The sequence below is a fragment of the Candidatus Omnitrophota bacterium genome, from assembly GCA_014728045.1.
In the GTDB taxonomy this organism is placed as follows: Bacteria; Omnitrophota; Gorgyraeia; order Tantalellales; family Tantalellaceae; genus WJMH01.
This window is the reverse complement of sequence record WJMH01000005.1, coordinates 46,071-70,512: the sequence shown is the minus strand read 5'-3', so window position 1 is coordinate 70,512 and position 24,442 is coordinate 46,071. Positions and strand designations below refer to the sequence as shown.

Annotated in this window: 24 protein-coding genes; all 24 read right to left on the bottom strand. The window is 55.3% G+C overall.

All coding sequences use genetic code 11. The annotated features are described in order from the left end of the window. Nucleotides 1-23: 23 nt before the first annotated feature. On the bottom strand, nt 24-887 hold the full coding sequence (gene xerC / locus GF409_00870) for a tyrosine recombinase XerC (protein ID MBD3425763.1): 864 nt from the start codon (nt 885-887) through the stop codon (nt 24-26). Then, complete coding sequence (gene topA / locus GF409_00865) at nt 884-3,013, bottom strand: type I DNA topoisomerase (GenBank protein ID MBD3425762.1); 2,130 nt, start codon at nt 3,011-3,013, stop codon at nt 884-886. Before topA ends, xerC begins: the two co-directional genes overlap by 4 nt. A 19-nt stretch (nt 3,014-3,032) precedes the next feature. Further along, nucleotides 3,033-3,968 (bottom strand): DNA-protecting protein DprA, encoded by a 936-nt coding sequence (gene dprA, locus GF409_00860; GenBank protein MBD3425761.1) that lies wholly within the window; start codon nt 3,966-3,968, stop codon nt 3,033-3,035. Continuing rightward, nucleotides 3,965-4,987: an HD domain-containing protein gene (locus GF409_00855; GenBank protein MBD3425760.1), complete on the bottom strand. Its 1,023-nt coding sequence runs from the start codon at nt 4,985-4,987 to the stop codon at nt 3,965-3,967. Before GF409_00855 ends, dprA begins: the two co-directional genes overlap by 4 nt. Further along, the gene (locus tag GF409_00850) at nt 4,950-5,483 is read right to left on the bottom strand and encodes an AAA family ATPase (protein MBD3425759.1); all 534 of its coding nucleotides are present in this window, start codon (nt 5,481-5,483) and stop codon (nt 4,950-4,952) included. The genes GF409_00855 and GF409_00850 overlap by 38 nt, the downstream gene beginning before the upstream one ends. A 1-nt stretch (nt 5,484) precedes the next feature. Next, nucleotides 5,485-6,615, bottom strand: a complete 1,131-nt coding sequence (aroC, locus tag GF409_00845; GenBank protein MBD3425758.1) for a chorismate synthase — start codon at nt 6,613-6,615, stop codon at nt 5,485-5,487. A 21-nt stretch (nt 6,616-6,636) separates the two neighbouring features. Further along, complete coding sequence (locus GF409_00840) at nt 6,637-7,407, bottom strand: prepilin peptidase (protein MBD3425757.1); 771 nt, start codon at nt 7,405-7,407, stop codon at nt 6,637-6,639. Next, complete coding sequence (locus tag GF409_00835; GenBank protein ID MBD3425756.1) at nt 7,404-8,306, bottom strand: hypothetical protein; 903 nt, start codon at nt 8,304-8,306, stop codon at nt 7,404-7,406. The genes GF409_00840 and GF409_00835 overlap by 4 nt, the downstream gene beginning before the upstream one ends. Before the next feature lie 58 nt (nt 8,307-8,364). After that, nucleotides 8,365-9,921, bottom strand: coding sequence for a 2-isopropylmalate synthase (locus tag GF409_00830; protein ID MBD3425755.1), 1,557 nt, complete (start codon nt 9,919-9,921; stop codon nt 8,365-8,367). A gap of 15 nt (nt 9,922-9,936) precedes the next feature. Continuing rightward, nucleotides 9,937-10,923 (bottom strand): ketol-acid reductoisomerase, encoded by a 987-nt coding sequence (gene ilvC / locus GF409_00825; protein MBD3425754.1) that lies wholly within the window; start codon nt 10,921-10,923, stop codon nt 9,937-9,939. 34 nt (nt 10,924-10,957) lie between these two features. Further along, on the bottom strand, nt 10,958-11,437 hold the full coding sequence (ilvN, locus tag GF409_00820) for an acetolactate synthase small subunit (GenBank protein MBD3425753.1): 480 nt from the start codon (nt 11,435-11,437) through the stop codon (nt 10,958-10,960). 26 nt (nt 11,438-11,463) lie between these two features. Then, the gene (gene ilvB / locus GF409_00815; protein ID MBD3425752.1) at nt 11,464-13,158 is read right to left on the bottom strand and encodes a biosynthetic-type acetolactate synthase large subunit; all 1,695 of its coding nucleotides are present in this window, start codon (nt 13,156-13,158) and stop codon (nt 11,464-11,466) included. 228 nt (nt 13,159-13,386) lie between these two features. Then, a complete protein-coding gene (gene alr, locus GF409_00810) occupies nt 13,387-14,520 on the bottom strand; it encodes an alanine racemase (GenBank protein ID MBD3425751.1) in 1,134 nt (377 codons plus the stop codon). Next, nucleotides 14,507-15,199, bottom strand: a complete 693-nt coding sequence (gene tsaB, locus GF409_00805; GenBank protein MBD3425750.1) for a tRNA (adenosine(37)-N6)-threonylcarbamoyltransferase complex dimerization subunit type 1 TsaB — start codon at nt 15,197-15,199, stop codon at nt 14,507-14,509. Before tsaB ends, alr begins: the two co-directional genes overlap by 14 nt. Then, nucleotides 15,196-15,663 (bottom strand): tRNA (adenosine(37)-N6)-threonylcarbamoyltransferase complex ATPase subunit type 1 TsaE, encoded by a 468-nt coding sequence (gene tsaE / locus GF409_00800; GenBank protein ID MBD3425749.1) that lies wholly within the window; start codon nt 15,661-15,663, stop codon nt 15,196-15,198. Before tsaE ends, tsaB begins: the two co-directional genes overlap by 4 nt. Further along, nucleotides 15,660-16,541 carry a hypothetical protein gene (locus GF409_00795; GenBank protein ID MBD3425748.1) on the bottom strand — a complete coding sequence of 294 codons (882 nt, stop codon included), beginning with the start codon at nt 16,539-16,541 and terminating at the stop codon, nt 15,660-15,662. Before GF409_00795 ends, tsaE begins: the two co-directional genes overlap by 4 nt. Further along, the gene (gene mtnA, locus GF409_00790; protein ID MBD3425747.1) at nt 16,541-17,572 is read right to left on the bottom strand and encodes an S-methyl-5-thioribose-1-phosphate isomerase; all 1,032 of its coding nucleotides are present in this window, start codon (nt 17,570-17,572) and stop codon (nt 16,541-16,543) included. Before mtnA ends, GF409_00795 begins: the two co-directional genes overlap by 1 nt. 23 nt (nt 17,573-17,595) lie before the next feature. Beyond that, nucleotides 17,596-18,699: a CPBP family intramembrane metalloprotease gene (locus GF409_00785; protein MBD3425746.1), complete on the bottom strand. Its 1,104-nt coding sequence runs from the start codon at nt 18,697-18,699 to the stop codon at nt 17,596-17,598. A 9-nt stretch (nt 18,700-18,708) separates the two neighbouring features. Next, complete coding sequence (locus GF409_00780; protein ID MBD3425745.1) at nt 18,709-20,085, bottom strand: YchF/TatD family DNA exonuclease; 1,377 nt, start codon at nt 20,083-20,085, stop codon at nt 18,709-18,711. Beyond that, nucleotides 20,076-20,351 (bottom strand): methylated-DNA--[protein]-cysteine S-methyltransferase, encoded by a 276-nt coding sequence (locus tag GF409_00775; GenBank protein ID MBD3425744.1) that lies wholly within the window; start codon nt 20,349-20,351, stop codon nt 20,076-20,078. The genes GF409_00780 and GF409_00775 overlap by 10 nt, the downstream gene beginning before the upstream one ends. Nucleotides 20,352-20,390: 39 nt before the next feature. Continuing rightward, nucleotides 20,391-22,013 (bottom strand): methionine--tRNA ligase, encoded by a 1,623-nt coding sequence (gene metG, locus GF409_00770; protein ID MBD3425743.1) that lies wholly within the window; start codon nt 22,011-22,013, stop codon nt 20,391-20,393. 6 nt (nt 22,014-22,019) lie between these two features. Next, nucleotides 22,020-22,820: a stage 0 sporulation protein gene (locus tag GF409_00765; GenBank protein MBD3425742.1), complete on the bottom strand. Its 801-nt coding sequence runs from the start codon at nt 22,818-22,820 to the stop codon at nt 22,020-22,022. 42 nt (nt 22,821-22,862) lie between these two features. Then, nucleotides 22,863-23,840 carry a DNA polymerase III subunit delta' gene (holB, locus tag GF409_00760; protein MBD3425741.1) on the bottom strand — a complete coding sequence of 326 codons (978 nt, stop codon included), beginning with the start codon at nt 23,838-23,840 and terminating at the stop codon, nt 22,863-22,865. Continuing rightward, the gene (gene tmk, locus GF409_00755; GenBank protein MBD3425740.1) at nt 23,806-24,435 is read right to left on the bottom strand and encodes a dTMP kinase; all 630 of its coding nucleotides are present in this window, start codon (nt 24,433-24,435) and stop codon (nt 23,806-23,808) included. The genes holB and tmk overlap by 35 nt, the downstream gene beginning before the upstream one ends. Nucleotides 24,436-24,442: the final 7 nt, after the last annotated feature.

The window sequence follows — 24,442 nt, the reverse complement described above, 5'->3', positions numbered from 1 at the left end:
TAAATCCCGTATCCATGACCAGTTCAAGCTCTGGGATGAGCTTTTGAATACATCTCCTTAATGCGTTTTGAGCCGAGATGGGTATATATCTGCGTCGTTGAAAGATTCTTGTGCCCGAGAAGCTCCTGCACGCTCCTGAGGTCCGCGCCGTTGTCCAGAAGATGCGTCGCGAAAGAATGACGGATAGAATGCGGGCTTATTTTCTGTTCTATGCTGCATTTTTTTACGTATTTATTTATGATCCTTCTCACGCTCCTGTCGGTGAGCCGCCCCCCTCTCTTATTGAGAAATACCGCCCCCTCCTCGCCCGACTGGACCTGGTCAAGATACTGCCTCAGCGCTTTCTGGGCTTCTTCCCCGAGCATGGCCACCCTTTCCTTCTTGCCCTTGCCGCGGACCTTCACCGCGCCGGCGATAAGGTCGATATCCCGGACGTTCATGCCGACGAGTTCGCTCACCCGCATACCGGTCGAATACAGCACTTCCAGTATCGCCCTGTCGCGCACCCCCAACAGGTCGTCAAGGGAAGGGGATGTTACCAGGGCTATTATTCTCTCGGTATCCAGAAATTCGGGTAGGCGCTTGTCGAGCTTCGGGGTGAATATGCTGTCTGCGGGGTTCTTCCTGATATATTTCTCCCTGAAAAGGAATTTGAAAAAGGACCTTATCGCTCCAAGTTTCCTCACCACGGTCCGTTTCGCGCAGTTATTCTCCTTCAACCTGGCCAGAAAACGCCGAAGGTCAAGGTGAGTTATATCCTTCGGGTCCTTATCGTTCAAGAACTCCGCCATCTCCGTCAGGTCCGAACGGTAATTGCGCAAAGTGTGCTCGGAATAGTTCTTCTCTATGCTGAGATAATTCTCGAACTTTTCTATGAAACGCTTCACTTATCCTCATCCTTTTGCTGGTCCTGCCCGGAGCTTTCCTCTTGGCCTTCGGGAAGCTTCCGGGTGGTGTACGTGCACTTGGGATAATTCGTGCAGCCGTAGAACATGCCCCTTCTGGACTTGCGTTCCACCAGCTCGCCGTCACAACCTTCCGCGGGACACTTTACGCCGGTGGTTATCGACTTGGCGTTCTTGCACGCGGGGAACCCCGAACAGCTCAGGAACCTTCCGCGCCGGCCCCATTTAATGACCATGGGCCGTCCGCAAAGCTCGCAAACCTCGTCGGTCTTGACCACCTGGCGCTTGACGCTCTTCATCCTGTCCTTGGCTTCCTCGAGCTTTTTGGAAAAAGACGAGTAAAAATGGCTGAGAACATGGTCTATATCGACCTTGCCGTCCTCGATGCCGTCAAGTTCGTTCTCCATCTTCGCGGTGAACTCGGCGTCCACTATGCCGGGGAAATTATCGACAAGGAGCTTGTTTACCAGCTCCCCGAGTTCGGTGGGCTGCAGGCTCCTGCTCACGCGCTTTATGTAGTTTCGGTTTATCACGGTCCTTATTATGGGCGCGTAGGTGGAGGGCCTGCCTATGCCTTTTTCTTCGAGGTCCTTGACCAGCGAGGCGTCGGTATAACGCGGCGGCGGCTTGGTAAAATGCTGTTCGGGAAGGAGTTCTTCCAGATCGACCTGTTCGTCCTCTTCAAGCGGCGGGATCTCCTCCATGCCCTCCTCCTGTTCGGAATCGTCACGGTATGGTTTCAGAAACCCGTCGAACTTGAGCTCCGCCCCGCCCGCCCTGAAGCGGTACTCCCCGGCGTCTATGTGTATGGTGAGCACATTGAACAGAGCGCTCTTCATCTGGCTGGATATGAATCTTTTCCATACCAGTTCGTAAAGTTTGTATTCATCCGGGCTCAAGTACTTCTCTACTTCCTTCGGGTGCCGCAGGGGAAGCGTGGGCCGTATCGCCTCGTGTGCCTCCTGCGCCCTTTTCTTGGACTTGTACTGGGGCGGTTTGGCGGGACAGTACTTTTCACCGTACTTATCGCTTATATACTCCCTGGCCTCCTTCTGGGCGTCATCGGAGATACGCACCGAATCGGTACGCATATAGGTTATCAGTCCCACGCTGCCCTCGGATCCCAGTTCCACGCCTTCATAAAGGGTCTGGGCGGTCCTCATGGTCTTGTTCGCCGAAAAGTTCAGCTTATTGAAAGCGTCCTGCTGCATCACCGAAGTAGTGTAGGGCGAGCGGGGATGGCTCTTCTTGTCCCTGCGGCTTATGTCGGCGACAACGAAACGTTCCTTCTTGAGCCGGCCGGTTATTTCGTCTGCCGAGTCCTTGTCCGGTATGCTTATCTTCTCGCCCTTGTGCTTGACCAGTTTAGCCTTGAAAGAAGCCGGCGGATCGCCTTCACCGGGCTTGTAGTCCTGTTTGGCCAGGATGGCGTCTATGCTCCAGTATTCCTCGGCGGTGAACGCCCGGATCGCCTCCTCCCGTTCCACTATGAGCCTTACCGCCACCGACTGCACCCTGCCCGCGCTAAGGCCCCTTGTAACCTTGCCCCAGAGAAGCGGACTGAGAGAATAGCCCACTATCCTGTCCAGCATCCTCCTTGCCTGCTGGGCGTTGACCTTGTTCATGTCGATTTCCCGGGGGGTATTGAAAGCTGCCTTTACGGCTTTTTCGGTTATCTCCTCGAAACTCACCCTGTGAATATCCGCCTCGTTCTTGGAGAACTGGTTCTTAAGATGCCAGCATATGGCCTCACCCTCCCTGTCGGGGTCGGCCGCGAGATATATACGGTCAGCGTCCTTGGCCTCCTTCTTCAGGCTGGTCAGGTATTTTTTCCGGCCCTTCATCACCTTGTACTCGGGCTTGAAGCCATCTTCGAAATCTATGCCCATCTTCCCCTCGGGCAGGTCTATTATATGACCCATGCTCGCGAGCACCTTGTAATCCTTGCCCAGTATCTTGTTTATCGTCTTGGACTTTGCCGGCGACTCCACTATTACAAGATGTTTACCCGAACCGGATTCCTTCCCGGAGGTCTTCTTTTTCTTCTGCTGCTTCTTTTTGCCAGATGAAGCGGCAGTCTTCTTTTTTTTCTTCTTTTCGGCATGCATGATAACATCTCCTTAAGGGTCAGCGCACCGTCTGACCGGTAATTTCCAGGCTGGGCGGGGAACTCTCATTACCCGCCGAAGCATCAAGGCGTATCTCCTCGAGTATATCTTCCACGCGTGTCACCAGTTTGGCGCCGTTCTGTATAAGCATGTTAGTGCCCCTGCTGGTCGCGAAATCCGCCCGTCCGGGCACCGCGAAAACCTCTCTACCGTGTTCAAGCGCGAAATCCGCGGTAATAAGGGCCCCGCTCCTGGCGGCGGCCTCGACGACCACCACGCCCTTGCACAGGGCACTGATTATCCTGTTCCTCTGCGGGAAACTCCTTCTTGTCGGCGACTGCCGGGAAGGATATTCAGTCAGTACCGCGCCTCTTTCGGCTATCCTTTCGGCAAGTTCTTCCGCTTCCGGCGGGTATATATGCCGAAACCCGCTGCCCATGACGGCTATCGTCCTGCCTCCGGCCCGGAGGGCGCCCTCATGGGAGGCCGTGTCTATTCCCCTGGCCATGCCGCTGACGACGGTGATACCCGCCTCAGCAAGGCCCGAAGCCAGTTCCCGGGCCATACGCTCACCGTATGAAGTGCAGCGCCGGGATCCCACAACGGCCACCGCGTTGGCATCCTCCGGCCTGAACTGTCCCTTGATGAAAAGGACCGCCGGGGGATCGTATATCTCTCTAAGCGCACCCGGATATCCTTTTTGGCCCGGACACAAAAGGCGTATGCCTCTGGATGTGATGTACTCCATCTCCTCCGCGAAATCTTCCGAGTTTCTGGCCCCGCGTAACAGGTCCTTGTTCCTGAAAGCTCTTCCCAGCACGCTCTGGAGACGCTGATCGGTCATGCTGAAAATATCCTCTGTATCATCCGCCTCCTCGAGAAGCATGGCTATCCTCCGCGGCCCGAGACCGGGCACCATGCTCAGCGCAAGTATATCCGAAGAAGTCCTGTTCAAAATCCCTCCTCTTCGAGTTCATTACTCTCGGCCATTTTAAGGAAAACATCGGTAATAGCCGGGTCGAGCTTATGTCCTTTTTCTTCTTTGATTATCTCGATCGCTTTTCGCCGGGAATAGCCTTTACGATACGGGCGGTCAGCTGTTAACGCTTCGTAAATATCGGCCACCGCGAGGACCCTGGACTCGATGGGGATATCATCTCCCTTTTTCCCCTGGGGATAACCCGTTCCGTCATAGTTCTCGTGATGGTTGGCCATGATGGGGATTATATCCCTCAGAAAATATACCAGGCTTATGACGTCGGCCCCCCAGTGGGGGTGTTTCTTGATCTCTTTGAACTCATCGGAACTGAGCTTGCCGTTCTTGAAAAGGATCCGGTCGTCAATGGCCAGTTTACCCAGGTCGTGTAATAGCGACGCCACTTTCAGCTTCCCTATACTGACCATGTCAAGTTTGAGCTTCTTCGCCAGGAGCACCGCGATATGCATAACGCGCGCCGCGTGATGCGCGGTCTCCGGATCGCTTACCTTGGAAGCGGCAAAAAGCGTCTCCACCACTTCCTGATAGGCCGAATGCAATTTGTCGGTCTCAAGGCAATGCTCCCTCACCCTGCCTCCGGGAGGCGCCGGGCACTCCCTGCCGATGAACATATAGAAAAAATTACTTTTCTCCTTGAGGGGAAGAGCCAACCAGCAGAAGTATTTTACATCTTCCTTTGCCACGACCGGGGTGTCGAACTTGCAGATCGCCTTGTTCCGCTTAACGGTGCCGAATATTTCTCTTACCTGATCGCGCGCCGCCTGGGGTATTATGCCTGTTATCCAGTTCGACCCCATCAGCTTTTTCCTAGTGAGTCCGAACAGATCGAGATGGCGTCTGTTGGCGAACACCGCCCCGCCTTTCGAATCGGTCACTACCACGCAGGCGTCAACGTTCTGCAGCAACTTCTCGAAAAAGAGCGCCCACAGTATGGTGCTTTTATTCAGACGTTTTTCGCTGGTCTTTTTCTTCTGCATTTACTATCCCCGTTATCCTTTCAACTACCCCGGCCACATCGAGTTCGTCCGTATCCACATGGAAATCCGCTTTCTGGTAGAAGGGCCTCCTGTAATCCAGAAGCTGGCGGATGCGCTCCTTGGGATCGCGGACTTTGAGAAGAGGCCTGTGGCCGCTTCCCGCGGTCCTTTCATAGATGCTCTCGGCATCGGCCCAGAGGCATATCACTATACCCCCTCTCTTGAGAGCGGTGACATTCTCCTCGTCGAGCACAACGCCGCCTCCTGTATCAACCACAAGACCGCTCCGCGCGGCGACCTCTCTTACCACTTCCTTCTCCACCTTCCTGAAATAGGCTTCGCCGTCCTCGGCGAATATCTCGTTTATCGGGCGTTCCTCCCTGGCAACGATAAGCTCGTCCAGGCTCACGTATTCCCTGCCAAGTTCAGCGGCAAGGGCTTTGGCGACCTCGGTCTTGCCCGTTCCCATGAAACCCACCAGCACCACGTTCTTCAAACTATATCTCCTTTACAGTGCTCATATACCCGTTATAGTTCCTCTTTATCTCACCGACTGAATCGCCCCCGAACTTCTCCAGGAAGGCCGAAGCAAGCTCGATGGCTACCGTTGACTCGGCCACCACCCCGCAGGCGGCCACCGCTGAGACGTCCGAACGCTCCGTAGCTGCCCCCGCCGTCTTTTTAGTGTCGATATCCACAGAACTCAGGGGCTCACCCAGCGTGGCGATGGGTTTCATGAAACCCTTTACCACTACCGCCTGTCCGTTGGTGACTCCACCCTCAAGCCCTCCGGCGTTGTTCGAGGACCTGGTGAAAACCTTCCCGGAAGCGTCATATCCTATCGCGTCATGTGAAAGAGAGCCTTTCCTCGAAGCGCATTCGAGGCCTTTACCTATCGAAACGGCCTTGACAGCGGGTATCGAGACGACGGCCCTGGCAAGAGTGCCGTCAAGCTTCCTGTCCCACTGGACGTAACTTCCCAATCCGGGGGGAACCCCCACCGCCAATACCTCGAAAGAACCCCCCAGGGTGTCCTTCTCTTCCCTCGCCCTGTCGATAGCCTCGCACATCAGCTTTTCGGCCTTCGCATCGGCACAGCGGACCTTTGAAGCGGAAATATCCGCCGCTTTCTCGATCTGATCGAAAGAAAGCCCCTCTGTATCCGCCTCGATGCCGCCTATCATCGTCACGTGACTAGTGATACGCATCCCGAACTCTTTAAGCAGCAGTTTGGCGCAGGAACCGGCAGCCACCCTCATCGCCGTCTCCCTGGCGCTGGCCCGCTCAAGGACATCCCTCGCGTTATCAAAACCGTACTTGTGTATGCCCGCAAGGTCCGCGTGCCCGGGCCTGGGTTTTTTCAGTTCCTCGAGCTCGTCGATCTTGTGATCGGCGTTATGTATCATGATACCGATGGGACTTCCTATCGTTACCCCCTTACGGCAGCCGCTCACGAATTCCGGCTTTTCAGGTTCGATCGCCATGCGCCCGCCCCTGCCGTAACCGTGCATCCTGCGTTTAAGCTCGGAAGCGACGAACTTCTGGTCGATAGCCAGTCCCGCAGGCATACCGTCCAGTATGACCATTATGCCCCTTCCGTGAGATTCTCCCGCGGTCATGTATCTCAACATGTCTGTCTCCTTTTTTTATCACAGACCCAAAAACAAATAATCCAGTATCTTTTCCCCGTAAAGCAGGCTTATAAAGGCGCCCAGCGAAAGGTAAGGCCCGTAGGCTATCTCCTCCTTGCCGAATCGCAGCTTCATAAATAGACCCACCCCCGCTCCGAGCACCGGGGCCATGAAAAAGGTGAGCATTACAAGCTTCCATCCGAGAAAAGCCCCTATCATCGCCATGAGCTTGACATCACCTCCGCCCAGGGCCTCTTTCTTGAAGACGAGCTCGCCCACCACACCCAGCACGAACATGCTCCCGCCTCCGGCGAGTACGCCCAGGACCGAGTCAAGAAAAGCTCCAGGATAGGTACCCCCGCCGGTAAGTCTGAACACGGTCGCCAGCACAAGGCCCAGCACGATGCCGGGAATGCTTACCGAATCCGGTATTTCCTGGTGCTCTATATCTATAGCCATGATAACTATAAGAGAACAGGTGAAAAACCAGTATACAAAGAACGCCGGGCTCAGTGAAAAATAATATAAAAGCAATACGCCTGAAAGAGCCGTAACCAGCTCGACAATAAAATACCTTAAAGGTATCGGCGTGCCGCAGTTTCGGCACTTTCCCTTCAGGATTAGATAGCTGATCAGGGGGATGTTGTCATACCACCTGATCGGCTTTCGGCAGAAAGTGCAGTGCGACCCGGGCCATACCACCGACTTGCCCAGGGGTATCCTGTAAATGCACACGTTCAGGAAACTGCCGATGATCGTACCGGAAACGAACACTAAAAAATACTTCATCTGATTGCTTCCAGCTCTCGTAATGCCGCCCGCTCCATTACGGGCCTGCCCTCACTGGCGGGCGTGCCGGTCCAAATACAGAAAGCGAACGCACCCTGCCCGACAAGCATACCCAGCCCGTTCAGTGCCGTAAGGCCCTTTTCACGCGCGGCCCTGACAAGCGGAGTTTCATGCGCGTAGACCAGGTCATAGACGGTCATTCCCTCCTCCAGCACCTCGGACGGGACCGGCAGGGGGTCGGTCTCTTTCATCCCCAGAGGGGTAGCGTTCACGACAAGATCGCATCCTTTGGCCTCAAGAGGCGATGATGCCGCCTCCAGCGCCGAGATCGTGCCGCCCGAAGAAAGCTGCTTGCTGTAGATCTCCTCGAGTTCGGCGAGCTTATCCCTGTCTACATCATATACCTTGACCGATAATGGAAGGTCCTTTCTCAGGGTAGCCATGTAGAGCGCGAGCACCCTTCCTGCGCCTCCGGCGCCGGCAACGAAAACCTGCTTGCCGGCAAGAGTGAGCTTCGCCTCATCCCTGAGCGATTGGTAGAACCCGTAAGCATCGGTATTGTCGAGCAGAACTTTCCTCCCGTCGACCTTTACCGTATTGACAGAACCGATGATATCCACCCAGTCGGTGGTCTCAACCTCGAGGAGGGAACATTTCTCCAGCAGCTGCCTTACCCGTATCTTGTAGGGCACGGTAACATTGAAACCGCTGAGACGTCCGCTGAACACGTTCTCGCTCAGAAAAGCCTCAAGGTCCTCTTCCGCTGTATCGAAAAGTCTGTACTCGGCGGATATGCCGAAATGCTTGAAAGCGGCGTTATGCATAGCGGGCGAGAGCGAATAATTGATATTCCTGCCCACCAGGCCGTACAATTTCCTGTCCTGCGTGTCATTTTCCATAACAATGATCTTTAGACACGCCCGGGCGCCTTTAATCCGGCACCCGGGCGGGATTCAGCTATTTTCTCTTCTTGCGTCTGCCGCTTTCAGCGGCGGATTTTTTCTTCCTGATGGAAAGACGGTTAATGGCATTGACGTAAGCCAGAACGCTGGCCTCTATGACATCAGTACTGGTGCCCCTGCCGATGACCATGTCCTTCTTCTGGACCAGTTTGACGCTGGCCTCACCGAGCGCGTCCTTCCCGCTGGTGACCGCGTTGACATGATAATCCACGAGCTTGCCCTTCATACCGGTGGCCTTATCTATCGTCTTGAAACAGGCGTCTATCGGCCCGTCCCCGGTGCCGGTGGCAACAAGCTTCTTCTTGCCCTTGGTTATCTCCACGCTCGCCAGGGGCTTGGTCCCCCTGCCGCTGGCCACATGGAAATTGACAAGCTTGTATTCCTCCGGTATCGTGGCCAGTTCGTTCTCCACTATGGTGGCAAGGTCATCATCGAAGATCTTGTTCTTCTTGTCCGCCAGGTCCTTGAAACGACGGAACGCTTGGTCCAGTTCCTTGCTGGAGAGTGAATACCCCAGTTTTTTAAGCCTCTCCGAGAAAGCGTGACGCCCGGAAAGCTTTCCGAGAACGATCTTGCTTCCCTCGAAGCCGACATCCTGCGGCCTGATGATCTCGTAGGTCACGCGTTTTTTCAGTATCCCGTCCTGGTGGATACCCGATTCGTGGGCGAAGGCATTATCGCCTATTATGGCCTTGTTCGGCTGGATGGGTATACCGGTAAGCTTGCTTACCAGCCTGCTGGTCTTGTAGAGTTCCTTCGTGTTGATGTTCGTCGAGACCCCCGCGAATATGTCCTTGCGCATTTTCATGGCCATGATGATCTCTTCCAGGGAGGCGTTGCCCGCCCTCTCGCCCAGACCGTTCATCGTGCACTCGATCTGGCGCGCGCCGTTAAGCACCGCAGCAAGGGAATTACTAACCGCAAGGCCCAGGTCATTATGGCAATGCACGCTTATAACGGCCTTGTTTATGTTGGGCACGTTGTTGAAAAGGTGCTCTATGGTCCGGCCGAATTCCTGGGGCACGGTATATCCCACCGTATCGGGGATGTTGACCGTTTTCGCCCCCGCCTTTATAACCCCTTCGACCACCCTGGCGAGAAAGTCAAGTTCGGTTCGGGATGCGTCCTCCGGGGAGAACTCGACATCACCGAACTTCTTCCGGGCGTACTTGACCGCCTCAACGGAAGTTTTGAGTATCTCGTCCTTGGCCTTGCGCAGCTTATACTGCATATGTATCTTACTGGTCGCCAGGAACACATGGACCCGCGCCCTTTTGGCCTTCTTAAGGGCCAGATACGCGTCATCGATGTCCTGCCGGATGGCCCTGGCCAGACCGCAGATAACGGGCTTTTTGATATGCCTGCTTACGGTCTTGACCGCCTCCAGGTCTCCAGCGCTTGTGCGCGGGAACCCGGCCTCGATTATGTCAACACCGAGGTTCTCCAGCTGGTGGGCTATCTTCAGTTTCTCGTTGACCGTCAGGCTGGCACCCGGGGTCTGTTCCCCGTCCCTCAGGGTAGTGTCGAATATGAGCACTTTATCTTTTTTCATGGTTCTGCACCTCGTTTACATCCATGGCATCATGCCACGAAGTTCTTCGCCGACCTTCTCTATCCTGTGCTGCTTCTCCTGCTCGGTGATCTTGTTGTAATTGGGCCGGCCTTCCTTGTTCTCCTTGATCCATTCGTCGGCGAAGCTGCCCGACTGGATCTCCTGGAGTATCTTCTTCATCTCCTGGCGCGTTTTTTCGCTGATAACGCGCTTGCCCCTGGTTATATCACCATACTCAGCCGTATCGGAAACCCTTTTACGCATGCCGTAGATACCGTATTTGTAGATCAGGTCCGTGATGAGCTTAAGTTCATGCAGGCACTCGAAATACGCTATCTCGGGCTGGTACCCGGCTTCGACCAGCGTGTCGAAACCGGCTTTGATAAGTTCCGAAGCGCCGCCGCAGAGAACAGACTGCTCACCGAACAGGTCCGTTTCCGTCTCTTCCTTGAAAGTAGTCTCTATCACACCGGCCCTGGTCCCGCCAATGGCCTTGGCGTAAGCGAGCGCTCTGTCCATGGCCTTACCGGTCGCGTCCTGGAATATGGCCACAAGACACGGCACGCCTTTATCCTGTTCGTACATCTCGCGAACAAGCGCTCCGGGCCCCTTCGGCGCGACCATGAACACATCCACATTCTCGGGCGGCACGATCTGCTTGAAATGGATGTTGAACCCGTGAGAGAAGACAAGCGCGTTACCCTCCTCGAGGTTCGGCTCTATGGCGCTTTTATAGACTTGGGCCTGCACGTGGTCCTGGGTGAGTATCTGGATGATGTCGGCCTGCTTCGCGGCCTCCTCCGCGGACAGGACCTTGAACCCGTCCTTTTCGGCCTGCTCGTGGTTGGGCGTTCCCTCAAGCTCGCTGACGATAACGTCCACGCCGCTGTCCCTGAGGTTCAGCGCCTGGCCGCGCCCCTGAATACCGTAACCTATCACCGCGACCTTGAGGTCCTTGATAACGTTCAGGTCCGCGTCCTTGTCATAGTAGATCTTAGCCATCTCTTCCTCCTTTTTATATTAGCTATGAAATATTCTAATCAGCCTGCAGGGCTATCTTGCCCGTGCGGGTTATCTCTGTTATGCCGTACGGCCTCAAAAGTTCTATAAGCGCGTTTATCTGGTGCTCGTCACCGGATTCCTCGATGGTCACGAACTTCTTGCCGGCGTCGACGATCTCGGCCCCGGTGGAATCGACTATCTTCACAAGCTGCTCCCTGGTCTTGGCGTTGGTGGCCTTGACCTTGATGAGAATGAGCTCCCTGCTGACGTATTCTCCCCCGGTAAGGTCCTGGACCCTTATAACGTCAATGAGCTTGTTCAGCTGCTTCTTGATCTGCTCGAGTATCCTTTCGTCGGATTCGACCACGATCGTCATCCTGGAGAAGTTCGGGTCCTCGGTCTCCCCAACGGCAAGCGAATCGATATTGTATCCGCGGGCGCTAAAAAGGCCCGCTATCCTCGCCAGAACGCCGAACTTGTTCTCGACCAAAACTGATAGAACGAATTTATCCATTTCAACCTCTTTTCTTTTTAAAATCGCTATGCCAGTCCGTGAAGCATGTTGTTAATGGCTTCACCCGCCGGGACCATGGGAAAGACGTTCTCTTCCTTGTCTATGAGAACATCCAGCATAACCGGACCCTTGGTCTTGAGCATCTTCTTGAGCGCCGGGACAACCTCCTCTTTACGGGTGATGCGCATACCGGTCGCGCCGAAACTCTCGGCGAGTTTCACGAAATCCGGGCACATCGTGCATTTACCGGCATCAAGGGGCGTGAACGCGTAACGTTTGTCGTAAAAAAGTTCCTGCCACTGACGCACCATCCCCAGATAACCATTATTGAGTATGACGACCTTGACCGGTATCTTCTCGCAGACGGCCGTCGCCAGCTCCTGTATGTTCATCTGGATGCTCCCGTCGCCGGCTATGTCTATGACTATGCTGCCGGGCTTTCCGATCTGGGCGCCTATCGCCGCCGGAAAACCGTACCCCATGGTACCAAGGCCTCCGCTTGATATCCAGGTCCTCGGTTTGGTGTAGGTAAAGAACTGCGCCGCCCACATCTGGTTCTGGCCGACCTCGGTGGTAATTATGACGTCCTCATCCTTGGTCAACTGGTATATCTGTTCGACGACGTACTGCGGCTTTATGGTCTTGCCGTCCTTGTACCTCAGCGGAAGCTCCTTCTTCCACTTGTTGATCATGCGGTGCCACTGGGTGTAATCACCTTTTTTCACGGACTTGTTAAGCTCGCGCAGTATCTTCCTGGCATCGCCTATGACCGGAATATCGACATGCACGTTCTTGCTGACACTGGAAGGGTCTATGTCGATATGAACCACCAGGGCGTTCGGGGCGAAAGCGTCGAGCCTTCCGGTGACCCTGTCGTCGAACCTGGCCCCCACGGCTATGATCATGTCCGAATCCTGTATCGCATGGTTCGCGTACGCTGTCCCGTGCATACCAAGCATGCCCAGGCTGAGCTTGTCGTCCTCAGGGAACGCACCAAGCCCCATCATGGTCGTGGTCACGGGTATATCCGTCTTGCGCGCCAGTTTGGTAAGTTCCTTTTCCGCACCGGAGAGTATTATGCCTCCCCCCGCGTATATGACCGGGCGCTTGCTTTTCTCCAGAGCCTGGGCGATACGCTTTATCTGGCCGGGATGCCCCTCATAAGTGGGCTTGTATCCCTTCAGCGAAACGGTTCTGGGGTACTTGAACTCGGCCCCGTTCATCTGCACATCCACCGGCAGGTCTATCAGTACCGGACCCGGCCGGCCTGACCTTGCTATGTGAAAAGCCTCTTTCACTGTCCTGGCCAGTTCCTTGACGTCCTTGACAAGGTAGTTATGTTTTGTTATGGGCCTTGTGATACCGACCATGTCCGCTTCCTGAAAGGCGTCGTTACCGATGAGGGTGCATTTTACCTGACCGGTAATGGCGACTATCGGTATCGAGTCCATGTAGGCGGTGGCTATACCGGTAACAAGGTTGGTCGCCCCGGGACCGGAAGTGGCCACACAGACACCGACCTCACCGGTAGCACGCGCGTAACCGTCAGCGGCGTGCACGGCCCCCTGTTCGTGGCGTGTAAGATGGAACTTGATCTCCTTCTCGTCGAAAAGCCTGTCACATAGAGGCAGGAGAACACCTCCGGGATATCCGAATATATGCCTGACTCCCTCTTCATGCAGGCTCTTGACCATGATTTCCGCGCCTGTTATCTTAGCCATTTTGCTTCCTTTCCACCTCTGGAGATAGGTATAATATTGATTTCCTATTATTTATATATACATTTTGTCTAATCAGTATAGCAACATGGTTTTTCTTTGTCAAGAAAAGCCGCTGCCCTTGTATTAATAGACAGTTTTTACCCTAACTTCCTTCATTCCATTGACTTAAAAAAACAGCCGGGGATCCCCGGCTGCGAGAAGGCGCTCCTGGTACGCTTCCCCAGGCGCTTATTCCTTATAAACCCTTGGGACCCTGTCGGTTATCGCCGAAAGTATCTCGTAGGGAATGGTGCCGGCAAGCTTGGCTATCTTCTCAACCGGGATGCTGGATCTGCCCTGGCTGCCCAGGAGAACCACTTCATCACCCACCCTCACGTCTTTGACATTACCCACATCAAGAAGGGTCTGGTCCATGGTCACCATCCCGACTATCCTCACGTACTGGCCTTTCACCAGGGCCTCGGCCTTGTTGGAAAGTATCCTTCCGTAACCGTCGGCGTAACCTATGGGAATGGTCGCTATCCTTGTATCCGTCTGGGTTATGTAGGTCCTCCCGTAGCTTATGGACCTTCCCGGAGGGGTATCCTTTAAATGCACGATCCTCGTTTTCAGGTTCATAACCGGATAAAGCTCGAACTCATCACGGAAGCTCTCTTTGGGATAGACCCCGTAAAGAAGGATACCCGTCCTCACCAGGTTAAGGTGGGACCTCCTCCAGTCCACCACTGCGATACTGTTGGCGGCATGCTTGTATTTAAGACGGACCCCCGATCGCTCGGCTTCATTTATCACTTTCTCGAAACAGCTTATCTGCATGCGCGTCATAAGCTTGTCCCTGCCTGCCGAGGAAAAGTGCGTATAAAGGCCTTCTATTTCTATGCCGTCGAACGAACGGGCCTTTTTTATGAATTCAACCGCATCCTCATGCCATACCCCTATCCTTCCCATGCCCGTATCCACCTTGATATGCACTCTCGGGGTCCTGCCGGTCCTACCGGCAATGCCTGACAAGACCTCCAAAAGACCCGTATCACACAGAGTGAGCGTGATATCGTTCTCAACCGCGGCCTGAGCTTCCTCATCCAACACCGAACCAAGGACCAGGACCGGAACAGTTATGCCCTCACAGCGCAGCTTAAGGCCTTCATCGACCGTTGCGACGCCTAGATAATTGACCCCTTCCTCCACAAGGGCCCTGCTCACCTGGGATATCCCGTGCCCGTAGGCGTTGGCCTTGACCACTGCCAGGACGTGGACATCCTCGTCGATGAGCGCGCGTATCTTCCGGAGGTTGTGCCTTACTGCCCCCAGATCGACCTCCGCCCAGGTGGGCCTGTAGGTTGTTTTCTCAAGTACTTCCATTTTCCTTCCGCGGTTCGGTAACGTTACAGTATTTTGAATGCATGTACATCGGATCCAGCTTATCCGCGTTCGCTTCGGCCTTTGCGGCTCTTTCCGTTCCAAGCCTGGCTATGTCAGCGGCGTGAGGATACCAGTCGATATCCTCCAGACACTCAACGCGCCGTGAGAGTTCAAGCTGCTTTTTATATTTTATCACGCCGCTGCCGAAAAGAACAACATCCTCTTTCAGCCCGGCGAGGAACTCTTCCACGTCCGTGAGGAGGTAATCGGTATCTCTCCTGGGCAGCTTCCCTGTCGTCGAATATACTGCTGTATAGACCTTCCCTTTATGCGCGTCCAGAAAAGGCGCGATCTTAGCGCCCAGGTGCGCGCACTTGACGGCCGAGGCGTCCATGCTCGGCACACCGACAGCCTTTACTGCTGTCGCCGCCGCGAGGGCTTTGACAGTGGCCACCCCTATACGGAGCCCCGTAAAGGACCCCGGCCCTAGCCCGACACAGACCAGATCCAGCTGCTGAACGCGCCAGGCGGCCTCTTCGAGAAGCGACTTTATCGTAGCTACGAGTATCTCGCTGTGCCGTATGCCCGCTTCCTCATGGAAACAAGCGCACTGGCGGCCGTCCTCAAGACAGGCCACGCTCAGGAACTTCGTGGATGTATCGAACGCCAATACCTTCATGCCGTGTTCACTATCTCCTTGAATTTATCTCCCACGCTTTCAATGCGAATCTTCCTTTTCGCATGGTCCTCGTGTGAAAAGCTGACCTTAAGGTATTCATCGGGCAATAAGTCCAGTATCTTATCCGCCCACTCGACGACGGTTATCCCGCCTCCATAAAAATACTTTTCATAGTCCAGGGTCTGGCAAAAGCTTTCCCTGTCAAGCCTGTACACGTCGAAATGATAGAGATCAACCCCCTCATGATACTCTTTAAGCACAACGAACGAAGGACTGTTCACATAAAGATAGTCCCCGTATCCCAGGCCCTTGGCCAATCCCTTGACGAAAACCGTCTTTCCCGTTCCCAGATCCCCGATAAGGGCTACCACGTCCCCGGCCTCAAGGGAAAGGGCTATGCGCGCGGCAAGCTCCATGGTCTGTTCTGGCGAAACTGTTGTAAGGGTCGCGCCTGTTTTGCTCATAGATGTCTGTAGCCTTTCATTTTTAAGGGGCTTTCCCTGCCGCCCGGGTCCACTCTGATGAGCCCCTTCTTTTCGGGAACGATAGTGCCGATCACGGCATATTCAGTCTTTTTCTTCCTGGTGAGTTCTTCCGCGTCACCCGGCTTCATCGAAAAAAGAAGCTCGAAGCTTTCACCGTAGAACAAGGCATCCTCTATGCAGAGCCCCCTGGATAGAGGGATATCAGCGGTATACAACCTTGCGCCCACGCGGCTGGCCGAGGCCATCCTTCCAAGGTCCATCGCGATGCCGTCGGATACATCTATCATCGCGTTTACCCTGTAGTGCCGCGTCAAGTACCGCGCCTGGTCAAGCCGCGGCCTGAAATCAAGATGTTCTCTCCTTCCGTTCCTGCAGGGCGCGGTGATGAGAAGCTTATCGCCCACCCTGGCCCCGTCCCGGGTCGTGAGCCTCCCGCGGCTCGCGCGGCCGATCACCGAAACATCGATCACCAGACTGCGTGAAGCCGTGAGGTCGCCTCCCAGGACCGTCATCCCGTAATCGCCGCAGATCGAGAAAATACCGTCGTAAATGGCCCTGATCGAAGAATCCCTTATCCCGGAAGGAACCCCCAGGGACACCAGTATATGTTCGGGTTCCCCTCCCATCGCGGCTATATCGCTTATATTGACGGCGACGGCCTTTCGGCCTATCCTGGCGTAACCGGCGCGCTTTACGCTGAAATGCACTCCTTCTGTCAACATGTCGCTCGCCCAGAGAATGTAACCCCCCCTGCCGTCGGCCAGGACGGCACAGTCATCGCCTATCCCCTTTTTAACGCCCCCGGGGGGCTGTCCGGCCCGGCGCTTTATCATATCTATGACCGCAAGCTCCCTCATCAGGATAACACCTTCTTTATCTTTTTTCTGTCGGGCGCGCGGATAACGCCCTTTTCGGTTATTATCGCGGTTATGAGCTTGCTCGGGGTGACATCGAAAGCCGGGTTCCACACGTCCACACCCGGAACGGTAACGCAGCTTGAACCGACGGTCCTTACTTCTTCGGGGGCGCGCTCTTCGATGCTTATCCCGCTCCCGTCGGGTATGGCAAGGTCGAACGTTGAAAAAGGAGCGGCCACATAAAAGGGCACCTTGTGGTAACTGGCAAGAACGGCGAGATTGTAGGTACCGATCTTGTTCGCGGTGTCACCGTTCGACGCGATCCTGTCGGCCCCGACAACTACGGCGTCTATCCCCTTCTGGTCCATGAGCGAGGCGGCCATGTTATCGCAGATAAGCGTGGTGGGCACTCCTTCACGGGTAAGCTCCCAGACGGTAAGCCTCGCCCCCTGCAGCACCGGGCGCGTCTCGTCGGCATATACCCTCTGTATTTTTTTCCCGGCGGCGGTTATGACCGAGACCGCTGTGCCATGGCCGGCCGTCGCCAGCCCCCCGGCGTTACAGTGCGTAAGGACGCGGGAAGAGGGTTTTATGAGAGCGGCTCCCTTTTCCCCTATAAGCCTGCATATCCTGTTGTCCTCCTCGAGTATGCCGTGAGCCTTTTCGAGTATCAGTTTTTTCAGCTCCGGCACGCTCTTATCGCGGTTCTGCTCAACCAGACCTGTCACCTCTTCGAGCGCCCAGAAGAGGTTGCGCGCTGTCGGTCGCGCCGTGGCAAGGTACTCGACGGTCCTGTCCAGGTCCCTTTTAAAAGTCCGGTACTTTGCCGCGCGGCTTGACCTCACGCCCAGATACGCCCCGTACGCCCCCGCGATGCCTATGGCCGGCGCCCCGCGCACCTTGAGATGGCGTATGGCCTCCCACATGTCCCTGGCACTGCGGCAGGATATGTACCGCAGCTTTGCCGGCAGGAGCCTCTGGTCTATAAGTTCTACCCTGTCCTTCTTCCAGCGTATCGTCTCGACTGACATGACGATTATTTCCTTTCAGTGTTTTAAGTTCCTATACCCCTCATCATGAAAACAAGCACCACCATGGCCAGGTTATGCATGATATGCACCGTCATGGAACTCACCAGTGAGCCCGTCTTCTCGTATAGATAGGCCAAGAGAAGTCCCAGCATCATTATGGGCAAAAACCCCACGGCGTGCGCGTGCAGCATCGCGAAAACGGCGGCCGTCAGCATCATCCCCCAGAACACGCCCAGGCTTTTCTTCAAGGCCCCGTACATAAAACCCCTGAAGAAGATCTCTTCGGCTATCGGCCCGAAAACGGCGGCGAAGACCGTGGACAACCACAGCACCACAGTCTCTTTCTCCTCCATGAAAACCTCAACTATTGGCTGTACCGGAGGGCGATACTCTATAAGCTGGGTGACGAAATATGTCCCCAGCATTATCAGGAAAAGAACGGGTACCAGACAGATATAGCCGACCGCCGCGTAAAAAACGGCTTTTCTGAAACCCTTCGCGGTAAGCCCTATCTGGCTTATGTCCTGCCCGTATTTATCCACCACGAAATAGACTATCACGCTTATGCCGATAAGGTTCATCATGGCGGTATTGAAGACCATGCGGAAGTTCTCGTTGCGCAGTATCGGGAAAATATGAGAAAGAAAGGCCTGGACTATTATTATCGCGTAGCCGGATGCGAGGAATATAAGCGCGACGCGGACGACATCGCCCGGAGTCCAGCGGGGCTTATCCTGCTCCTGGAGCCTTATCCTGAGGGGCTCCCGCCGGAAAAGCCTCACCAGGAAATACCCGTCGAGTATGAACCCCACCAGTATGACGAAAAGGATGGCCAGGTTCACCAGACCTATGAAAATATAGAACACCGGGTCGGTCTCGGAGAGTTTCTGTATCTTCTCCTGGCGGGCGCTTATATCCTCTTCGTCGAAAAGCTCGCCTTTTTTCGCTTTTTTTTCTTCGGCGGGGGCGGCCTCCTCATCCTTTTCGGCGGCCAATTGTTCGGTTTTACCGGCACGCTCCTTCTGGAGCCTTTTCTCTGCGGTCGAGGCAAGATTTATCAGCAGTATAAAGAGCGCCAGCGCTATATAAAGCTTGTTACGGTATAAAAATGCGGATAATTTTCCCATAAGAATGATCTACCCCACAACGTTCAGGTGCCTTAACCTGAAAGTGGCACCGAGGCGCTCGGCCATTTCCTTTATGGAGGAAGCGGCCTGTCGCCCCACCATGTCAAGGCACGTGACCTCGCTGTCTATGCCTTCTTCCACGCACTCCTTCACGAAATCGACCACCGCCGCGTACGCTTTCTGCCCGAAAACCGGCCGGCAGGTCCTTTCATAGTTCTTCTCGTCGAGGGCGTTGATGCTGACCGAGACCGAATCGACAAGGCCCGACAGTTCCGGCGCTATACTGCGGCGGGCTATTAGGTTTCCCTCCCCATTGGTGTTAAGGCGTATCCTCCCCCCGTTCTTCTTCACGTAGGAAGCGACCTCCTTAAGCGCGCCGAGGCGCAGGGTCGGTTCACCGAGACCGCAGAAGGTGATCTCCCTGTAACGGGTAACCTCACCGATCGCATCGATAAGCTCCCACGCCGACGGTTCTTTCGTAAGATGGAGGTTATGCCCCTTGACGTAAGTGGATAAGTTCCTCGTGCAGAAACCGCATCTATTGGTACACCTGCCGGTCATGTTAAGGTAAAGCACGTCCCTTATGGGGTAGACTATCGCCCCGTTGGGTTCAAGCCCCAGATGGAAGAGCTGCTGAGCATTATGCGTGGTTATCCGCGCCACGTCCTCCGCCGTCAGCCCGTAGATACCGGAATAAACATCCAGCAGGTACCGCACGTTCGCGGGCTCGTTCCTCTTACCGCGCACGGGCTGGGGCGCGATGTAGGGAGAATCCGTCTCCAGCATGAGGCGCTCCGGAGGAAGATGCCTCACCACCTCGCGCAGCTTGCCGGACTTGGGGAAGGTTATGTTCCCAGTGAAAGAAACATAAAACCCCATATCAAGGATTTTTTCCAGCATGCCGATATCACCCGAAAAACAGTGCACCACGCCCCTGGGGGGAAAGTGGCGCACGGAGGATAGCTCTTCGATAAGGTCCTCACCCGCCTCCCTGCAGTGGAGTATGACGGGAAGGTCCAGCTCACCGGCCAAAAGGACCATCTCGCTGAAAAGCTTCCTCTGGTTCTCCGGTCGGGAATACCCCTTGAAATTATCCAGACCCACTTCGCCCACCGCGATCACCTTCTCCCGCAGAAGCAGCATCTCCCTGACAGCCGAGATATCCTTGGCCGTTATTTTATCCGCCTCATGCGGGTGCACCCCCGCCGATGCAAAGACCTCTTCGTGTTCGGCGGCGATACGGATCGCATTCTCGCTGCTGGCGACGCTTATCCCGGGGGATATTATCCGCCGGACGCCCGCCGAACGCGCCCTTTCAAGGACCTCTTCAAGGTCCGCACCGAACTGTTCAAGATCGAGATGGCAGTGTGTATCCACTAAACGCATAGGTAACCTTCTTCCCTGAGAAGTTTTCTCTTCTTCCCCGCCCCACCGGTAAAGCCGCCTGTGGAACCGTCGGATCGGATGACCCTGTGACAGGGCACATCCGGGGCGTAGGGATTCATCTTAAGGGCCTGACCGACCGCCCTGCACGCTTTGGGTGAACCGGCCATCACGGCGACCTGTGAATAGGTCCTTACCTCTCCTTCGGGTATCTTAAGCACCGCCAGAAGCACCTTCTTCCGGAACGCCGTCAGGGACTTATCTTTCATTATCCTTTTACGGAAAACATCCTTACCTGGCATGATACATCACTTTTTGATACGCATGAAAAGGGGTTCTCCCTTGGCGACTTTGGTCCCGGCGGGGAAATCCGTCCACTTTTCAGATTCAATGCGCTCTTTCACCTCGCTGATTATTTCGGGTATGAGCGCGTTATTATCCTCATCAAGGTACATCCGCCCCAGACCGAGCTGCCTCCACATCTCCCCGGCGGTGGCGGGCATGAACGGGGATATAGAGATCGCGGCAACCCTCAGCGTCTCCAGAAGGTCCGTTATTATGAGCTTTATCGCCTCGGTATCACCCTGCCTGGCGAATTCCCACGGTGCGGAAAGCTCGATATACTTATTGGCCTTGCCCACCGCGAGCATTATCGATTCGAGCGCCTCTTTTGTAAAGAGCTTGGGCGTTGCCAGATATTCGTGAAGCCACCCGAAAAGCTGCTCTACCGGCGTTCGGACGGACTTGCTTCGCTCGAGCTGTTCGGCGCTATCCAGCTGCGCGGGGACCTGCGGGGATACGCCGTCAAAATATTTCTCGACCATAGTAAGGGTCCTGTTAAGAAGGTTGCCCAGGTCGTTGGCAAGGTCGCTGTTATATATGTTCACCAGTGCTTCCTCGGTGAAATCACCGTCAAGCCCGAGACTTATGGCCCTCAGCATGAAATAACGTATGGCATCGGCGCCGTACTCCTCTCCGAGCATGACCGGGTCGACGATGTTGCCCTTGGACTTGGACATCTTCTCCTGGTCCATCTTCCACCATCCGTGCGCGAATATGGTCCCCGGAAGGTAATCCTCGTCCCTTTCGTGATCCTTGCCGTAGGCGCTTTTGAGCATTATCGGCCAGTATACGGCGTGGTGCCGCAGTATGTCCTTGGCTATCACGTGGAAGTCCGGCGGCCAGAATTTGCCCAGGAGGCCCTTGGCCTCCAGCCCGGAAACATAGTTTATGAGCGCGTCGAACCAGACGTAGACCACGTAATCCCTGTCAAAGGGTATCTCCACCCCCCAGGACATCCTCTGCTTGGGACGCGATATGCACAGGTCCGTAAGCTGCTCCTTGAGGAATCCCAAAACCTCGTTCTTCCTGAACTCGGGCATTATGAAATCGGGATGGGCGTTTATGTATGAAGCCAGCCAGTCCTGGTACTTGCTCATCCTGAAGAAATAGTTCTTCTCCTTGATATGCTCGACGGGCCTCGCGCATTCGGGGCACAGACCCCCCGCGGCCTGGGTCTGCGTCCAGAACGTCTCGCAGGGCGTGCAGAACCAGCCGTCGTACTCGCCCTGGTAAATGTCGCCCGCCTCCTTCATGCGGGTAAGGAAAGACTGGACCTCTTTCTCGTGCTGCGGGTCGGTCGTCCTCACGAAATGGTCGTAATTTATCCCCAGCGCGTGCCAGACCTTTTTGAAGTTCGGCACTATCGTGTCGACGAATTCCTTCTCCTTGCCCGGAGCGAAACCGGCCTCGGCGCTCGCCTGCTCTATCTTCTCCCCGTGTTCGTCGGTCCCGGTCAGGAAGAAGACCTCATCCCCGAGCATCTTGTGGTACCGGGATAAAGTATCCACGGCTATCTGGGTGTAAGCGTGGCCTATATGCGGGTTCGCGTTCACGTAATATATGGGTGTTGTAATGTAGAATTTTCCCATTTTATCTTACCTGTCCTCCTTTGCCTCTATCTGTATGTCCCTGATCTTGCCCTCGCCCAGGTCCACCGTGACCAGTCCCTTGAGGGGATTTATGCCGATGACCTTGCCTATACCGTGCTCGGTCTTTATCTCCCTGCCGAGCTTGGGCATGCCTTTGGTGCAATCCCTGTAGCACGAGTATTCATAGCCCAGGCAGCACATCAGCCTGCCGCAGAGACCCGATATCTTTGAAGGGTTGAGCGGCAGGTTCTGCACTTTCGCCATCTTTATGGTAACAGGATTGAAGTCCTTCAGAAAGGACATGCAGCAGAGCTCCCTCCCGCAGGGCCCGTGCCCGCCGAGCATCCTGGCCTCGTCCCTCACACCGATCTGGCGCAGCTCTATCCTCACCCTGAATATGCTGGCCAGGTCCTTGACCAGATTCCTGAAATCCACCCGGTTCTCCGATGTGAAATAAAATATAATCTTGGACCTGTCGAAGGAATACTCCGCATCAACGAGTTTCATGGGAAGAGCGTGCTGCTTTATCTTCTTATCGCAAAGGGACATCAGGTCCTTTGTCTTGCGCCTGTTCTTCTCTATCTGCTTCTGGTCCCACGGATTGGCCTTTCGTATGACCTTTCTTATGGGCTTTTCAACGCCTGCGAGGTCGCCCGCCTCTTCATTGGCCGATACCACCTCTCCCGATTCCAGGCCCCTGTCGGCTTCGACTATCACCTTGTCACCCGTATCGAGTTTTAGCCCGTTGGCAAGGAAACATTTGACCTCGCCGGCGGACCTAAGCTGTACATGCACAAGTTCCCGCATCGTTATCACTCCTTTTATGTATAAAGCGCCTGAGCGCTGTTGTCACTTTATCATCCCCGGAAGAGCCTGCGCCACCAGCTTCGGGTTGGTATTACCCGTAAGGGCCTTGCGCAAACCCGTCAGCATCTCCACGATATCGAGGATCCTCTCTGTCGTGTATCCGGTGAAATACCCGTAGGCGGCGGAGGAAGAAAGCTCGCCGTCCACCATAAAGGGACCGGCTCCTTCTTTGGCCAGGGCGATGTCGCGGAACATCATTATGAGCATCTCGACGTCCTCAAGGAGTATCTCCCGCTCATCGGTATCCCAGTTGAGGCAGACAGCGTTCTCTTCGCGCGCGATCGTCTCCAGAAGAGCGAGTACGTCCTCCCTTCTCTGGAGAACGCCCTCGGAAATCATCTCGAGCGCTCTGCCGGGGGAACCCTGCGAAAAATACGCCAGGTATGTCGCGAAGTCCCCGCTTAGATCGGCCCCGGACCGCATGATGATATCCCTGGTAGTTTCGACCGGAAGGGACCTGAACCTTACCTGTGAGCATCGGGATATGACCGTCGGAAGAAGAAGCTCCTTCTTGCTGGTAATTAATATGATCACGGACCGCCCGGGCGGCTCTTCCAGCATCTTAAGAAGCGCGTTCGAAGCCTCCGTGGTCATTAGATGAGCCTTCTCTATCACGCAGACGTTCATACCGCCCTCGTAGGGCTTGAGGCTCAGCGCTTCCTTCGCGGCGCGTACCTGGTCTATCTTGATAGCGCGTTTATTCTCTGGACCGATCCACCTCATGTCCGGGTGGTCATCCGAATCCAGCCTTCTGCAGGCGGCGCACGCCTGGCAGGGGATTTCAGGCGAACTCTTCTCGGTGCACATGAGCGCCTTGATGAAGGCCCTCGCCGTCAGGGCTCTGCCTACCCCCTCCGGGCCGGTAAATAGATAGCTCGATGAGATCCTGCCCGAAGCCAGACTGCCGGTAAGGTACCTTACCGCGTTATCCTGTCCCTTTATTCCGTTCAATGTAACCATAAACCGCTTCCCTGACAGCTTTATAAGTCTGTTCGATATCGTCGCTGACCCTTATGATGATGAATCTCCCGGGCTCATCCCCCGCCATCCTGAGGTAGGCGTCCCTCACCTTCCGGTGAAAGGAAACCGCCCTCTTCTCCATCCTGTCTCCCGCGCTGTAGGCTCCCGCGCGCTTTAGCCCCGTCTCGACGTCAACGTCCATGAGCACCGTCAGGTCCGCCTCCAGCCCGCCGGTCGCGGCGCGGTCGACCCTTTTTACAAGGTCCATGTCCATCCCCAGGCCGTACCCCTGGTAAGCGAAGGTCGCGGTGTTGAACCTGTCGCACAGGACGATCCCGCCCTCCTCCAGGGCCGGGCGTATGACCTCGGCGACATGCTGCGCGCGGTCGGCCTCGAAAAGAAGCAGTTCTGCCACCTCCCCCAGGCGGATATCCTTTTTCTCCAGGAGTATGTCCCTTATCCTCGCGCCCAGTTCGGTGCCGCCGGGCTCGGCGGTATGGACCACTTCCATTCCATCCGAGGTCATCTCATCGAAGAGCCTCCTGGAATGCGTGCTCTTGCCGCAACCTTCTGGCCCCTCGAACGTAATGAATATACCTTTT